This is a genomic window from Streptomyces coelicoflavus (genome assembly GCF_003112555.1).
GTDB lineage: Bacteria > Actinomycetota > Actinomycetes > Streptomycetales > Streptomycetaceae > Streptomyces > Streptomyces coelicoflavus.
The window spans coordinates 217,981-233,087 of the sequence record NZ_BEWB01000013.1; the positions used below are offsets into that span (position 1 = coordinate 217,981).

The window sequence follows — 15,107 nt, forward strand, 5'->3', positions numbered from 1 at the left end:
AACAAGGGAGAGCCGCACCATGAGCACTCATGTATGGCATGGGCATGCCACAAAGAGAACCGCCGCACTCGTCGGCTGCACCGCCCTCGTGCTGAGCCTGACCGCTGCCACGGCACAGGCCCGCCCCGGTCACCACCACCGGGACACCGCCCGGCAGACCCTGCCCGCGGGCGACGGCTGGGCCTCGCAGGGCGCCGGTACCACCGGCGGGGCCGCCGCCGACGCCGAGCACGTGTACACCGTCTCCACCTGGGCCGAGTTCCGGGCCGCCCTCGCCGCCGACGGCACCGCGCCCAGGATCATCAAGGTCAGGGGCACCGTCGACGCCGTCTCCGAGGGCTGCGAGGCCTTCGCCGCGCCCGGTTACGACTTCGACGCCTACCTGGAGAAGTACGCGCCCGAGAACTGGGGCATGGACACCGACCTGAGCGCCGAGCCCGACGACAGCCCCGAGGGCCTGCGCCGTGTCTCCGCCGCACAGCAGGACCGGTCCATCAAGGCGAACGTGCCCTCCAACACCACCATCATCGGCGTCGGCCGGGGCGCCGCGCTCAAGGGCGCCAGCCTCCAGATCAAGGGCGTCGACAACGTCATCGTCCGCAACCTGACCTTCGAGAGCCCCGTCGACTGCTTCCCGCAGTGGGACCCGACCGACGGGGACCGGGGCAACTGGAACTCCGAGTACGACAGCGCCGTCGTGTACGGGTCGACGCACGTCTGGCTGGACCACAACACCTTCACCGACGGCGACCACCCCGACAGCGCGGCGCCCACCCACTTCGGCATGCTCTACCAGCAGCACGACGGCCAGCTGGACATCGTCAAGGGCGCCGACTACGTCACCGCCTCCTGGAACGTCTTCACCGAGCACGACAAGACCATCCTGATCGGCAACAGCGACAGCGAGTCCACCGCCGCCGTCGACCGCGGCCACCTGAAGGCGACCTTCCACCACAACCTGTTCAAGAACCTCGTCGAGCGCGCGCCCCGCGTCCGCTTCGGCCAGGTCGACGTCTACAACAACCACTTCGTGGCCTCCGACGACTACGCCTACAGCTTCGGCGTCGGCAAGGAGTCCGCACTCGTCGCCGAGCACAACGCCTTCACCCTGCCGGCCGGCGTCAGCCCCGCGAAGGTGCTCAAGCGCTGGAACGACTCGCCGCTCAGCGCCGCCCACAACCGCGTCAACGGCCGCACCGTCGACCTCGTCGCGGCCCACAACGCCGCCAACCCGGACGCCGCCCTGCGCTCCGGCGCGGGCTGGAAGCCGACGCTGCGCACCAAGGTCCTGCCGTCCCGGGCGGTCCCCTTCGTCGTCGACCACGGCGCGGGCGCCGGCCGCCTGCGCTGACCCGTCCCCCGTGAACCGGGCCGGGGCGCCCGCACCGCCCCGGCCCACCCCCGCCCGTCTTCGAAGGAGCACCCGCATGCCCCGACCCGCCCCCTCCCGCAGGGGCTTCCTCCTGGCGACCGCCGGCACGGGCGCCGCCCTCGGCCTCGGCCTCGCGGCAGCCGGTTCCGCCGTCGCCGGCTCCCGTCCCCGCCCGCATCCGCGTCCCTTCGGCCGGTACGGCTCACCGGCCGCCCGCCGCACTCCCGAGACCCTGTACGTCGACCCGCACGGCCGCGGCGACTTCACCTCCGTCCAGGCCGCCGTCGACGCCGCCCGGGGCGACGGCTGGACGCTCGTCCTCGCCCCCGGCACCTACCGCGAGACGGTCTCCGTCGACGCCTCGCGCACCGGAGCGACCTGGATCGGCGCCTCCGGGGACCCGCGCGACATCGTCATCGTCTACGACAACGCCGCCGGCACCCCCAAGCCGGACGGTTCCGGCACCCACGGCACCAGCGGGTCCGCCACCACCACCGTGCGCGCCGACGGCTTCACCGCCCGCGCCCTCACCTTCGCCAACGACTGGCTGCGCGCCGACCGGCCCGACTGGACCGGAACCCAGGCCGTCGCGATCAAGGTCATGGGCGACCGGTCCGCCTTCCACGACTGCCGCTTCCTCGGCCACCAGGACACCCTCTACGCCGACACCCGCGACCTCTCCCTCTTCGCCCGCCAGTACTACGAGCGCTGCTACGTCGAGGGCGACGTCGACTTCGTCTTCGGCCGGGCGACCGCGGTGTACGAGCACTGCCACTTCCGCACCCTGGTCCGCCCCGACCTCGACGCGGCCCCGTACGGCTTCGTCTTCGCGCCGTCCACGGCGGGCGCCAACCCGCGCGGCCACCTGGTGGCCCGCGGCCGCGTCAGCAGCGAGGCCCCCGACGGCTACTACAAGCTGGCCCGCCCCTGGGTGCCCAGCTCCGACACCACCGCCCGCCCGATGCTCACCGTGCGCGAGACCCACCTGGGCGCGGGCATCGACGCGGTGGCCCCGTACGCCAACATGCGGGACGCGTACCCCTGGCAGGAGCAGCGGTTCCGCGAGTACCGCAACACCGGGCCCGGCGCCGCGACCACCGTCCCGGAGAACCGGCCGCAGCTCACCCGCGCCGAGGCCGCCGCGCACACCCGGGAGGCGTACCTTGGCGACTGGCGGCCCTACGACCGGCAGCCGCACCGCGGAGGGCGGCACTGAACGGGTCCGACCGGGCCCGCGCGGCCGGTACTTGACCTGCTTGACGCGATCTTTGCCAGATACGGGGGCGCGAATCCGGCCACGGGTCTCGCGCTCACCCGGGTGACGCGCGTAGAAACATGTGCCATGCATAAACCACTGCGCATCGCGACCGTCACCGCCGCCTGTGCCGTCGCCGGTGCCGTCCTGTACGGCACGGGCGCCGCCACCGCCGGCCAGTCCACCGCCAACTCCACCCACGAGCCGTACAACATCGGGGTGCTGGCCAAGGACATCGACGCCTACTACGGCACCACGCTCGACGACGACGGCGTCTACCAGGCCTCCCCGGACAGCCCGTACGCCGACGACCTGGCCCGCGTCGACGCCGCCGCGAAGAAGCAGATCGACCGGGCGGCCCGCACGGCGCACCACCGGCACACCAGGCCCGCGGTCGTCTTCGACATCGACGACACGCTGCTGCTCAGCCTCGACTACGAGAAGAAGAACAACTACGGCTACGACGGCGCCACCTGGGCCGCCTACGTCGACCGGGCCGACCGCCCGGCCGTCCCCGGCAGCCCGGAACTCGTCCGGTACGCCGAGAAGAAGGGCGTCGAGGTCTTCTACAACTCGGGGCTGAGCGAGGCGCAGCGCACCGCCGCCGTCGAGAACCTGAAGAAGGTCGGCGCCGACGTCAACCTCGACACCGCCCACGTCTTCCTGAAGGACAAGGCGAACCCGCCGTCCTACCTGGCCCACTGCGCCACCCCGGGCGCCTGGAAGTGCACCACGGTGGAGTACAAGGCGGGCACCCGCCGGCACATCGAACGGGACCTCGGGTACGACATCGTCGCCAACTTCGGCGACCAGTACTCCGACCTCCAGGGCGGCTACGCGGACCGCACCTACAAGCTGCCCAACCCGACGTACTTCGTCGAGTAGCAGGTCCTCCGCTCAGCCGCGCGTGGTGAATCCGCCCTCCGCCGAGAGGCGCCCGGACGCGGTGGTGGCCGTCGCCGTGTAGCGGTCGCCGCCCGCGTCCCGGCCGCCGCGTTCGTGGTTGTACTGCCCGGCGAAGATCCACTCGCCCGCCGGGACCGTACGGCCCTCCTTGAGCGTCCACCGGTAGACGACGAAGCCGTCCCGCTCGCCGGCCGTGAACGTGAAGTCCTCCTCCGGCAGCGACCGCCACGCCCCGATGGAGGTCACCGACCCCGTCTGCGCCACCCGCAGTTCGACGGTGAGCGCGGCCAGGGGAGCACCCGTTCTCAGGGTGATGTTGCTCTGTGCCCAGAACTCGTTGCTGTGAGGGTCCACCGCGCCGCTCGACCACAGCGGGCCGGGTTCGCGCGAAGCCGGTGAGCCGGCGACGGAGCGCTGCGCGGGAGCGTCGTCCCGCACCGCCGAGGCGACGGTGTAGCCGCCGGCCACCAGGACGGCCGCCACGGCCGCCGTCGCACCGGCCACCCGTACCCAGCCCGCCGGCGCCGGGCGGGCCGGCCCCCGGTCCCCGGCCGTCATGCCGCGTTCGACCCGGGCCAGCATCCGGGCGCGGTCCGGCCGGTGCGCCCCGGCCGCCTCGTGCAGCCGGGAGCGCAGCCCGTCGTCCACGTCCACGTCCCCGTCCCGCCGCGATCCGGTCATCGGGTCCCTCCCGCGGCCTCACCGCTGTGCGCGATCGCCGCGCGCACCTGCTGGGGAGCGCGGGGGGCGGCCCGGGTGCCGAGCAGCCGCTGGAGTTCGGCCACCGCCTTCGACGTCTGGCTCTTGACCGTGCCCACCGAGACGCCCAGGGCGAGCGCCGTCTCCTTCTCCGAGAGGTCGAACGCGTGCCGCAGCACCACGCACGCCCGCTTGCGGAACGGCAGCCTGCGCAGCGCCTCCTGGACGTCCACCACGCCCGCGACGTCCGGGTTCTCCGTCCGCTCCTCGCGCTGCGACCAGAACAGGGCGACGCGCCTGCGCTCGCGCACGGCGCTCCGGACGCGGGTGCGGGCGAGGTTGGCGACGACCCCCCGCGCGTACGCCACCGGGTGGTCGGCCGCGCGGACCCGGTCCCAGCGGTGCCACAGCGCCAGCAGGGCGTCCGCAGCGAGGTCGTCGGCGGCGTCCGGCTCGCCGGTCAGCAGATGGGCGAGCCGGGCCAGTTCGGCGTAGTGGCGCTCGAAGAAGGCGTGGAACTCCGCGGAGGCGGCGTCGTCGACGACTGTCCTCACGGCGGACTCTCCTCGCAGCGGCTTCCCGGATGCCGAACACCGTACGGCAGACCGAACCCGCACGGCCCGGGGAAAGTCAGCCCTTGAGCGCCGCCTCCATCATCGCCTTGGCCACCGGGGCCGCCAGGCCGTTGCCGCTGACCTCGCTGCGGGCCGCGTCGGACTGCTCGACGATGACCGCCACCGCGACCTCCTTGTCCGAGGTGTCGGACTTGGCGTACGACGTGAACCAGGCGTACGGCGTCTTGCTGTTGTTCTCGCCGTGCTGGGCCGTGCCCGTCTTGCCGCCCACCGTCGCTCCGGCGATCTGCGCGTTGGACCCCGTGCCGTCCTCGACGACCGTCTCCATGGCCGATTGCAGCTGATCGGCGGTGGAGGAGCTGACGATGCGCTTCGAGTCCGGGTCGGTGTGGTCCTCCAGGACGTCGCCGCCGCTGTCGGTGATCTGCGACACCATGTGCGGGGAGACCAGCTCGCCGCCGTTGGCCAGGGCCGCCGAGACCATCGCCATCTGAAGCGGGGTCGCCGTCACGTCGAACTGGCCGATGCCCGTCAGGGCCGTCGACGGCCGGTTCATGTCCTTCGGGTAGACGCTGGTGTAGGCCCGTACCGGCACGTCCTGCGTCTCGTCGTTGAAGCCGAACTTCTCCGCCATGGCGCGCAGGTCGTCCTGGCCGAGGTCGACGGCCATCTTCGCGAACACGTTGTTGCACGAGTACTGGAGCGCGGTGCGGATGGTGGCGTTCTCGCAGGGGGCGTTCGGGTTCTCGTTGGTGAGGTCCGTCGTGGTGTCCGGGAGCGTGTACGGGTCGGGGCTGTCGGTCTTCACGTCCACCGAGTCGTACAGCCCGTTCTCCAGCGCGGCGGCCGCCACGACCAGCTTGAACGTCGAGCCCGGCGGCAGCGGCTGGCGCAGCGCGCGGTTGGTCAGCGGCTTGTCGGGGTCACTGGTCAGCCTCTCCCAGGCCGCACCGGCGGTGTTGGCGTCGGTCAGCGACGCCGGGTCGTAGGACGGAGTCGACACGACCGACAGGATCCTGCCCGTCTTCGGGTCGATCGCCACGGCGGCGCCCTTCTTGTCGCCCAGCGCCTCGAGCCCGGCCTTCTGCACGTCCGGGTCGATCGTCGTCACCACGTTGCCCGGCTCCGCCCGGGTGCCGGTGACGGTGTCCATCACGGTCTTCAGCCGGGGATCGGTGCCGTTCAGCACGTCCTGGTAGATGCCCTCCAGCTGGGTCGGCGCGTACGCCTGCGAGGCGTAGCCCGTCACCGCCGCGTACAGCTTGCCGTTCTCGTACGTGCGTTTGTAGGCGAGGTCGCCGTCCTCCGTCGGCGCCGAACCGGTGACCGACCGGCCGGCCACGATGATGTTCCCGAGCGGCTCCGCGTACGTCTCGATCGCGTTGCGCCGGTTGTCCTTGCTGTCCGCGAGCGCCTGACCCTCGTAGAACTGCACCCAGGTCGCCCTGATCAGCAGAGCGAACACCAGGAGCAGCGTGAAGACGGAGGCGCGCCTGATCGTCTTGTTCATCCCGTTCATCCCGCTGACAGGACGAACGGGCCGGAGCTGATCGTTCCCGTCTGCCCCGTTTTCTCATCTTTCTCATCCGGTCTCATCGCCCGTTCATGAAGCCCGCCTCGTAGGCCCGGATCACCGCCTGGGTGCGGTCCCGGGCGCCGGTCTTCGCCAGCACCGCCGCCACGTGGGTCTTCGCCGTGGCCGGGCCCACCCCCAGCCGCCCGGCGATCTCCGCGTTGGTCAGCCCGGTCGCCATCAGACGCAGCACCTCGCCCTCGCGCTCGGTGAGCCGCGCCACCCAGGCCGGCGGCGCGGGGTTCGCGCGCGCGTGCTCGGCGGCCAGCGTCCGCACCGCCGACGGGAACAGCAGCGTGTCGCTGTGCGCCACCAGCCGCACGGCCCGGACCAGGGTGTCGGCGTCGGCCCGCTTGAGCAGGAAACCCGCGGCGCCGGCGCGCAGCGCGTCGTAGACGTACGAGTCGTTCTCGAAGGTGGTCACGACGACGACGCGGGGCGGCGCGTCGAGCGTGGCCAGGATCTGCTCGGTGGCGCGGATGCCGTCGACCTCGGGCATGCGGACGTCCATCAGCACCACGTCCGGCCGCACCTCGCGCACGACGGAGACGGCCTCGGCGCCGGTGGCGGCCTCACCGGCGACCTCCAGGTCCGGTTCGGCGGAGAGGATGGCGCGCAGGGCGGTACGGACCATGCGTTCGTCGTCGGCGACGACGACACGGACGGGCGGGTGGGTCACGCGGTTCCCTTCAGCGGCAGTCGGACGCTCAGGCGCCACACCGGTCCCTCGGGGCCCGCCTCGGCCGCGCCGCCCAGCAGCCGGGCCCGGTCGGCGACACCGCGCAGGCCGTGGCCGCCGCCGGGACGGGGTGCGGAGACCGGCGTGCCGAACGGGTTCTCGACGGTGATCCGCAGGTGACCGTCCAGCACCTCGACGCGCAGCGCCACGGTGACCTTCTCACCCGCGTGTCTGAGCGCGTTGCTCAGCCCCTCCTGCACGATCCGGTACGCCTCGCGGGAGACCGGCGCCGGCAGCGCCCGCGGGTCGGCGGCGAGCGCGGCGACGGTGGCGTCCACGCGCAGTCCGCCCGCGCGGGTGCGGCGCAGCAGGTCGTCCAGGTCGGCGGCGAGGGTGGGCGCGGGCGCGGCGCCCCAGGCGTCACCGGTCGCGTCGCCGTCGCGCAGCACGCCCAGCACGGCGTCCAGTTCACCGACCGTACGACGTGTGGTGTCCTCGATCGCGGCGAGCGCCTCGCGGGCGAACTCCGGGTCGGTGTCCAGCACCCGGCGGGCGGCGCTCGCCTGGAGGGTGACCGCGCTCAGGGCGTGGCCGACGGAGTCGTGCAGTTCCCGCGCGAGCCGGTTGCGCACGGCGAGGTCGGCGGCGCGCGCCTCGGCCGCCGCGACCCGGTCCTCGGCGGACGGGCCGAGCAGGGCCGGCGCCCAGCGGGCCAGCAGCGTGCCCACGGCGGCGGCGCACCCGGCGAGGGCGACCAGCATGGCGGCGCCCGCGAGCGGCGACAGCGCGAGCGCCCACGTGTGGTGCAGGACGCCGGGCAGCACCGGCCATCCCTCGCGCAGCGCCGGCACGAAGGGCAGGACGATCAGCGTGCCCGCGAACGGCGGCACCGCCAGCGACATCCCCGCCACGATCCCGCCGGCCCCCAGGTGCAGGGTGAACCAGGCCGCCGTGCGCCCCTTCTCGCCCTTCGTCCGGGCCGGCCCGTACGCGAGCCGCTCCGCCTCGACCCCGCACAGCGACCGCACCACCCAGGACTCCAGCGGGCGGGTCAGCGGGAACAGCGAGGTCACGGCCGCGAGCGGCAACCCGATCGCGAAGGAGGCCAGTTGGAGGCGGAGCGAGCCGAAGACGTTCGCGTCCCCGGCGATCGGACCGACGACGACGGAGCCGACGAGGACGTACGGCATGGCGAGCGCGCCGCCGAGGATCAGGTGGATCCATCTGAGGCGGGCCCGACGGCCGCACAGCAACCGGGCGAGCGCGGTCACGGCCGGGTACCGGTGGTGGCCGACCGCCGGACGAGGAAGTGGGCGCAGGCTGAGGCGAGGAGCAGGCCGACGGTCATCTGGGCAGCGTAGGTGAGGACCGTCAGCAGTGTCGGACGGTCGGCGGGTTCGCCCGGCCCGAGCAGTGAGGCGAGGAGCATCCAGCCGCCCCAGCAGGCCACGGCACCGGAGCACACCCAGGCCGTGGCGAGCGGCACGGCGACCGGCAGGACGCGCGCGCGGCGGAACGCGAGCGCCACCCCGGCGGCCACGGCCAGGACGAGGAAGACGACGTACAGTCCCTCGAGCACGTAGAAGTCGCTGGTGCGGTCGGCCGCCCGGTCGGCGCCGAGCCCGGCGGCGAAGCCGCAGGCCCACAGCAGCCGGACGGCGAACGGAAACAGCGCGAGCACGGCGGCGACGGCGACGGCTGCCTTCGGGTGCCTCCCGGTGACGGCGGACGGCAGGTCCCCCGTCCGCCCGCGCCACAGGTGCCCCCAGCGGTCCCGGGCGTACAGCACGAACAGCGCTCCCAGGGCGAGACCCTGCACGATGAACCCGCCGTACACGACCCCGAACACCCACTCGTGCAGGAACGGGTCCCGCCGGGGGTCGGAGGCCGTGGCGATCCCGCCGGTGAACGCCCGTGCGAGGAGTTGCAGCGGGAACCCGGCCATGATCGGCGCGAGCAGCCCGGTGGCGACCCACACCGGGAACGCCAGCGACCACGCGGGCACCCGGCGCCCCCAGGGCCGGGTCAGCACCAGCGCCAGCACGATCACGCAGCTGTCCAGCAGGACCGAGACCCCGTTGGCGACGATCATCGCCACCCGGTGGTCGAGCAGCGTGCTGCCCTCCGGGATGCCGATGTGACTCCCGCCGATCCAGGCGGCCTTGAGCACGAGGTACGGGAGGCAGGCCACGACGGCGACCGCCCGCAGCAGCCTCCGGCCCCGGGCGGGCCCCGGGTCCGTGGGCGGAGCCGGGGAGAGCGGGGCCGGCCGGGTGGTGGCGGTGGCGGGTGTCGGCGTCATGCGCCCACGCTCCCGCGCGCACGCCCCCGGCACGTCCTGCGCCGCGACGATCCGCCTCCGCCGCGCGGCGGAGACGGCGCCCCCGGTGGCTCATTCCGCGAGGTGCAGGACGACCTCGTCGATCTCCTCGCCCCGGGCCGGCGCGAACCCGCGGGCCCGCGCGCTGGTCACGAAGCCGCACTTCTCCAGCACGCGCCGCGACCCCGCGTTGTCGGCCGCCGCACGCGCGTACAGCGGGCGGTCCGGCACCTCGGTGAGCAGGGCCCGCAGCGCGGCCGTGGCCACGCCCCGTCCCCAGTAGGCCCGGTCCACCCAGTACGTCACCTCGCGCTCGCCCGGATCCCCGTACACCGCCGTGCTGCCGATGACGTCACCGTCGCCGAGGATGGTGCGCACGACGTCCCGGGAGGCCCGGATCCTGCTCCAGTGCGTCGCGAACGCCTCCCAGTCGGCGGGATCCCTCGGGGTGAAGGCCGCCATGCGCAAGGCCTCCGGATCGTTCATCTGCCGGAAGAAGACGGGCAGATCGCTGTCGTGAACCTCGCGCAGTGCGATGTGCATGGGTCAGAGCCTACGCGTGGCCAGTGTCAGCCGGTCCCGCGCGTCGAACAGCGCGTCCTTCACCATCTGTTCGTGCGCGGGCGTCAGCCGCGCCACCGGCACCGAGCAGCTGATCGCGTCCCGCGCGGGGGTGCGGTAGGGGACCGCCACGCCGAAGCAGCGCAGCCCCAGCGTGTTCTCCTCGCGGTCCACGGCGAAGCCCTGCTCCCGCACCTGGCGCAGCTCCTCGATGAGCTTCTCCCGGTCGGTGATGGTGTGTTCGGTCAGCGCGGGCAGCGTCTCGGGGAGCATCTTGCGGACCTGCTCGTCGCTGTACGTGCTCAGCAGCGCCTTGCCCAGCGAGGTCGAGTGCGCGGGCAGCCGGCGGCCGACCCGGGTGAACGGCCGCAGGTAGTGCTGCGACTGGCGGGTGGCCAGGTAGACGACGTTCGTGCCGTCCAGACGGGCCAGGTGGATGGTCTCCGTCGTGTCGTCCGAGAGCCGGTCCAGCGTCGGCCGGGCCGCCGCCACCACCTCGTCGCCGTCGATGTACGAGGTGCCGACCAGCAACGCCCGTACGCCGATGCCGTACCGCGTGCCCGTGGCGTCCGTCTCCACCCAGCCCAGCTCCACCAGCGTGCGCAGCAGCATGTACAGGCTGGACTTGGGATAGCCGACGGCCTCCTGGACCGACGCGAGCGAGTGCATACCTGGGCGTCCGGCGAAGTACTCCAGCAGCTCAACCGTCCGCACCGCGGACTTGACCTGCGCTCCGCCCCCCGTCTCGACAGCCGACATCGCTCCTGACCCCTTCGTTCGACGAGAAGCTGAAGATATAGTCTCGAACAGCATATTCATCAGTAGAGACAGCGTTCAGTATATCGAACAACTTCTGTGCAGAGCACGTGGAGGGACCCGCGGTGGCAGCAGCACCAGTCTGGAGTGTCGACCCCCGTACCGGGAAGCAGCGTGAACAGGTCGCCGTGGAGGCCACGGCGCAGGAGGTGGACGCCGCCGTCCGCGCCGCGCACGCCGCCCGTCAGGCCCTCGCCGACCGCACCGTCCGCGCGGCCTTCCTGCGGAGCGCCGCCGACGAGCTGAAGGCGGCCGAGAGCACCCTCGTGGAGGTCGCCGACGCGGAGACCGCGCTCGGCCCGGTCCGGCTCACCGGCGAACTCGCCCGCACCTGCTACCAGCTGCGGGCCTTCGCCGACATTGTCGACGAGGGCGAGTTCCTCGGCGTGGTCGTCAACCACCCCGACGACACCGCCACCCCGCCCATCCCCGACCTGCGCCGCTACAAGGTGCCGCTCGGCGTCGTCGCCGTCTACTCGGCCTCCAACTTCCCCTTCGCCTTCTCCGTCCCCGGCGGCGACACCGCGAGCGCGCTGGCGGCCGGCTGCCCGGTCGTCGTCAAGGCGCACCCCGACCACCCGGCCCTGTCCGAGCTGGTCGCCAAGGTGCTGCGCCGGGCCGCGGCCCGCCACGGCATCCCGGACGGTGTCCTCGGTCTGGTGCACGGCTTCGACGCCGGCGTCGAGCTGATCAAGCACCCGCTGGTCGCCGCGGCGGGGTTCACGGGGTCGGTGCGCGGTGGCCGCGCGCTGTTCGACGCGGCGGCGGCGCGTCCGGTGCCGATCCCCTTCCACGGCGAGCTGGGCTCGCTGAACCCGGTCGTCGTCACGGAGGCGGCGGCCGTGGAGCGGGCGGAGGCGATCGGCGCGGGGCTGGCCGGTTCCATGACGCTGGGCGTCGGGCAGTTCTGCGTGAAGCCCGGCCTGGTGCTCGTGCCGGCCGGTGACGCCGGTGACGGCCTGGTCAAGTCCCTCACCGACGCGGTCAGCGCCACCGACGCCGGTGTGCTGCTCGACCACCGCATGCGGGACAACTTCGTCGCGGGCGTCGCCGAGCGCGCCGCGCTGCCCGACGTGGACTCGCCGGTGACGCCGGGCGCGGGCGGCGAGCACACCGTCAGCGCCGGGTTCCTCACGGTGCCGGCGGCGCGGCTGGCGGCGGAGGGCGCGCACGACCTGCTCCTGGAGGAGTGCTTCGGGCCGGTCACCGTGGTGGCCCGCTATCAGGACGAGGGGGAGGTGCGGGGAGTGCTGTCGCGGCTGCCGGGGAACCTCACGGCGACGGTGCAGCTCTCCGCCGGGGAAGTGGCGGGAGAGGGTGCCGGGGCGGCTCTCCTCGCGGAGGTGACGCCGCTGGCGGGGCGGGTGCTGGTCAACGGCTGGCCCACGGGGGTTGCCGTGGCGGCGGCTCAGCAGCATGGGGGGCCCTACCCGGCGACCACGTCGACGTCCACGTCGGTGGGGGGCACGGCCATCGAGCGGTGGTTGCGGCCGGTGGCCTATCAGGGGACGCCCGAGGCGCTGCTTCCGGTGGAGCTTCGGGACGACAATCCGCTGGGGCTGCCGCGGCGGTTCAACGGGGTGCTCGAGCGGTAGCGCTCCGCGGGCGCGCCGCAGGGGTGCGGGTCGTTCTGTGGGCGCGGCGCCGTCGTGGCTGGTCGCGCCCCCGCGGCGGAGCCGCAGAATGACACAGCCCCGCGCCCCTTAGAAGCGTTCACTCAGCCTGCGATGATCAGATCATGACTCCTGAACTTCCCGAACTGCCGTTCCCCCTCCGTCCCTACGGGCCCGACGGCCGTTGGACCTACGCCGACGGTGTGCTCACCGGGGTCGCCGGGGCGCGGCAGGACCGGTTCGTGCCGCCGACCGGGGAAGCGCTGGCGTCCGTGTCCGACGCGCCGCGGTTGCTGGGGGCGCCCGACGGGGACTTCCAGCTGATCGCGCGGGTCTCCGCCGAATTCCGGGGTGCCTTCGACGCCGGGGTGCTCTACGTGCACGTGGGAGAGCGGGCCTGGGCCAAGTTGTGTCTGGAGTACTCCCCGGACGTGGCCACCGTCTGCACGGTGGTCACCCGGGGGCACTCCGACGACTGCAACTCCTTCACCGTCGACGGGGACTCCGTCTGGTTCCGGGTCAGCCGGAGCGGACGGGCCTTCGCCTTCCACGCCTCCCTCGACGGTGAGCGCTGGACCTTCGTCCGGCTCTTCACCCTGGGCGACGAGGAGGAGACCGGCGCCGCCCTGGTCGGCTTCCTGGCCCAGGCGCCGACGGGGGAGGGCTGCACGGTGACGTTCGACCACCTGGAGTTCCGGCCGGGCTGGCCCGCGGACCTGCGGGACGGCAGCTGAGCGCGGGGCGGGAATGAGCGGGGCTGGTTGAAGGTTCACGTATGCGGCGGAGAGGGCCTCCGCCGCATACGAGCCGGAGAAGAGCCGAGACATGCGCGTCGAGATCTGGAGCGACATCGCCTGCCCCTGGTGCTACGTGGGCAAGGCCCGCTTCGAGAAGGCGCTCGCGGCCTTCCCGCACCGGGACGGCGTCGAGGTGGTCCACCGTTCGTTCGAGCTGGACCCCGGACGGGCCAAGGACGACGTGCAGCCGGTGCTGACGATGCTCACCGCCAAGTACGGCATGAGCGAGGCGCAGGCGCAGGCCGGTGAGGACAACCTCGGCGCGCAGGCCGCCGCCGAGGGCCTGGACTACCGCACCCGGGACCGCGACCACGGCAGCACCTTCGACCTGCACCGCCTGCTGCACCTCGCCAAGGAGCGGGGCCGGCACGAGGCACTGCTCGACGCCTTCTACCGGGGCAACTTCGCCGACGAGCGCTCCGTGTTCAACGACGACGAGCGGCTCGTGGAGCTGGCCGTCGGCGCCGGGCTCGACGCCGAGGAGGTCCGCGCGGTCCTCGCCGACCCCGCCGCCTACGCCGACGAGGTGCGCGCCGACGAGCGCGAGGCCGCCCAGCTCGGGGCCACCGGGGTGCCGTTCTTCGTCCTCGACCGTGCCTACGGCGTCTCGGGAGCCCAGCCCGCCGAGGTCTTCAGCCAGGCGCTGACCCAGGCGTGGGGCGAGCGCACGCCGCTGAAGCTGATCGACGACGGGGGAGCAGAGGCGTGCGGTCCGGACGGGTGCGCCGTGCCCCAGGAGTGAAGGGCGGGGCGAAGGCCCAGGTGAGAGGCCGTTCATAAGCGTTGCTTGGAGGAACCGCGTAGAAATACGCGATGGACGGGGAGGTCACGGGGCCCCACAGTGGTGCCATGGAGAGCTTCGAGAATCTCGTCCGCACCGAGTTCGCCCCGAAGACCACGTACCTGAACACCGCCAGTACCGGCCTGCTTCCCGCCCGGACCCTCGTCGCGATGCGGGACGCGGCGGCCTCGGCGGCGGACGGGCGGCCGCTCGACATGTTCGCCGACGTCGAGGCGGCCCGCGCCGCCTACGCCCGCCTCGTGGGGGTGCCCGCGACGCGGGTCGCTACCGGCGCGTCCGTGGCCACGTTCAGCGGGCTCGTCGCCGCGTCGCTGCCGACGGGCGCCGAAGTGCTCACCGCGGAGGCCGACTTCAGCTCCCTGGTGAACCCGCTGTACGCGCGCGGCGACCTCAAGGTGCGCAGTGTGCCGCTGGAACGGATCGCCGAGTCCGTGGGGCCGGACACCGCGCTCGTCGCGGTCAGTTCCGTGCAGTCCGCCGACGGACGGATCGCCGACCTCGCCGGGCTGCGGGACGCCGCCCGGGCGCACGGGGCGCGGACGCTGATCGACGCCTCCCAGGCAGGCGGCTGGCTGCCGACGGCCGCGGACGACTTCGACTTCGTAACCGCCGTCGGCTACAAGTGGGTGCTCTGCCCGCGCGGCGTCGCCTTCCTCGTCGTACCGGAGGACCTGGGCGCCGCGGCCGGGCTGACGCCGCTGTTCGCCGGATGGGCGACCGGTGAGCGACCCTGGGAAAGCTGCTACGGGCCGGTCGAGGAATACGCGCACTCCGCCCGGCGGTTCGACGAGTCCCCCGCCGTGTTCTCGTACACCGGCGCACGGCACTCCCTGGCCCTGATCGAGGAGCTGGGCGTCGACGCCGTGCACGCCCACGACACCGCGCTCGCCGACCGGTTCCGCGCGGGGGCGCGCTCGCTGGGGCACGCGCCGGTGGACGCGCCGGGTTCGGCGATCGTGTCCGTGCCGGGGCTCGGCCGTCGGCAGGCGGAACTGGGCGAGGCCGGCGTCCAGGTGTCCGACCGGGCCGGCAATCTGCGGGCCGCCTTCCACGTGTACAACACCGCGGCCGACGTGGACCGGCTGCTCGACGTGCTGGCGGGCTGAGCGGAGGGGCCCTGGAACGGCATCGGGCAGGGG

Annotated in this window: 15 protein-coding genes; 7 read left to right on the forward strand and 8 right to left on the reverse strand. The window is 73.2% G+C overall.

The window, feature by feature from the left end; all coding sequences use genetic code 11:
- Nucleotides 1–19: 19 nt before the first annotated feature.
- The 3 genes from Sco07f_RS30135 to Sco07f_RS30145 all read left to right on the forward strand — a co-directional run bounded on the left by Sco07f_RS30135 (nucleotide 20) and on the right by Sco07f_RS30145 (nucleotide 3,512).
- Nucleotides 20–1,351, forward strand: coding sequence for a pectate lyase family protein (locus Sco07f_RS30135; RefSeq protein ID WP_108989683.1), 1,332 nt, complete (start codon nucleotides 20–22; stop codon nucleotides 1,349–1,351).
- Between the two features lie 76 nt (nucleotides 1,352–1,427).
- Nucleotides 1,428–2,588 carry a pectinesterase family protein gene (locus Sco07f_RS30140; RefSeq protein ID WP_108989684.1) on the forward strand — a complete coding sequence of 387 codons (1,161 nt, stop codon included), beginning with the start codon at nucleotides 1,428–1,430 and terminating at the stop codon, nucleotides 2,586–2,588.
- A gap of 126 nt (nucleotides 2,589–2,714) precedes the next feature.
- Nucleotides 2,715–3,512 carry an HAD family acid phosphatase gene (locus Sco07f_RS30145; protein ID WP_087791599.1) on the forward strand — a complete coding sequence of 266 codons (798 nt, stop codon included), beginning with the start codon at nucleotides 2,715–2,717 and terminating at the stop codon, nucleotides 3,510–3,512.
- Nucleotides 3,513–3,524: 12 nt separating this feature from the next.
- Here the strand turns inward: Sco07f_RS30145 and Sco07f_RS30150 are convergent, their stop codons facing one another.
- From Sco07f_RS30150 to Sco07f_RS30185, 8 genes are all read right to left on the reverse strand, one after another.
- Nucleotides 3,525–4,214: a hypothetical protein gene (locus Sco07f_RS30150; protein ID WP_108989685.1), complete on the reverse strand. Its 690-nt coding sequence runs from the start codon at nucleotides 4,212–4,214 to the stop codon at nucleotides 3,525–3,527.
- Nucleotides 4,211–4,786 (reverse strand): SigE family RNA polymerase sigma factor, encoded by a 576-nt coding sequence (locus tag Sco07f_RS30155; RefSeq protein WP_007443393.1) that lies wholly within the window; start codon nucleotides 4,784–4,786, stop codon nucleotides 4,211–4,213. The genes Sco07f_RS30150 and Sco07f_RS30155 overlap by 4 nt, the downstream gene beginning before the upstream one ends.
- A 76-nt stretch (nucleotides 4,787–4,862) precedes the next feature.
- Nucleotides 4,863–6,317, reverse strand: coding sequence for a peptidoglycan D,D-transpeptidase FtsI family protein (locus Sco07f_RS30160; RefSeq protein ID WP_087791600.1), 1,455 nt, complete (start codon nucleotides 6,315–6,317; stop codon nucleotides 4,863–4,865).
- An 82-nt stretch (nucleotides 6,318–6,399) separates the two neighbouring features.
- A complete protein-coding gene (locus Sco07f_RS30165; protein WP_108989686.1) occupies nucleotides 6,400–7,059 on the reverse strand; it encodes a response regulator transcription factor in 660 nt (219 codons plus the stop codon).
- Complete coding sequence (locus Sco07f_RS30170; RefSeq protein ID WP_108989687.1) at nucleotides 7,056–8,330, reverse strand: sensor histidine kinase; 1,275 nt, start codon at nucleotides 8,328–8,330, stop codon at nucleotides 7,056–7,058. Before Sco07f_RS30170 ends, Sco07f_RS30165 begins: the two co-directional genes overlap by 4 nt.
- Nucleotides 8,327–9,361, reverse strand: a complete 1,035-nt coding sequence (locus Sco07f_RS30175) for a hypothetical protein (RefSeq protein ID WP_174855435.1) — start codon at nucleotides 9,359–9,361, stop codon at nucleotides 8,327–8,329. Before Sco07f_RS30175 ends, Sco07f_RS30170 begins: the two co-directional genes overlap by 4 nt.
- A gap of 90 nt (nucleotides 9,362–9,451) precedes the next feature.
- Nucleotides 9,452–9,922, reverse strand: a complete 471-nt coding sequence (locus tag Sco07f_RS30180; RefSeq protein ID WP_007448163.1) for a GNAT family N-acetyltransferase — start codon at nucleotides 9,920–9,922, stop codon at nucleotides 9,452–9,454.
- Nucleotides 9,923–9,925: 3 nt separating this feature from the next.
- A complete protein-coding gene (locus Sco07f_RS30185) occupies nucleotides 9,926–10,699 on the reverse strand; it encodes an IclR family transcriptional regulator (RefSeq protein ID WP_007448162.1) in 774 nt (257 codons plus the stop codon).
- 122 nt (nucleotides 10,700–10,821) lie between these two features.
- Between Sco07f_RS30185 and Sco07f_RS30190 the strand changes: the two genes are divergently transcribed.
- The 4 genes from Sco07f_RS30190 (at nucleotide 10,822) to Sco07f_RS30205 (ending at nucleotide 15,074) form a co-directional block, all read left to right on the forward strand.
- Nucleotides 10,822–12,351 carry an aldehyde dehydrogenase (NADP(+)) gene (locus Sco07f_RS30190; RefSeq protein ID WP_087791604.1) on the forward strand — a complete coding sequence of 510 codons (1,530 nt, stop codon included), beginning with the start codon at nucleotides 10,822–10,824 and terminating at the stop codon, nucleotides 12,349–12,351.
- Between the two features lie 143 nt (nucleotides 12,352–12,494).
- Entirely contained in the window at nucleotides 12,495–13,103 is a 609-nt protein-coding gene (locus tag Sco07f_RS30195; RefSeq protein ID WP_087791606.1) for a DUF1349 domain-containing protein, read from the forward strand.
- A 91-nt stretch (nucleotides 13,104–13,194) separates the two neighbouring features.
- Entirely contained in the window at nucleotides 13,195–13,908 is a 714-nt protein-coding gene (locus Sco07f_RS30200; RefSeq protein WP_054101591.1) for a DsbA family oxidoreductase, read from the forward strand.
- Between the two features lie 71 nt (nucleotides 13,909–13,979).
- Nucleotides 13,980–15,074 carry an aminotransferase class V-fold PLP-dependent enzyme gene (locus tag Sco07f_RS30205; protein WP_108989688.1) on the forward strand — a complete coding sequence of 365 codons (1,095 nt, stop codon included), beginning with the start codon at nucleotides 13,980–13,982 and terminating at the stop codon, nucleotides 15,072–15,074.
- Nucleotides 15,075–15,107 lie beyond the last annotated feature (33 nt).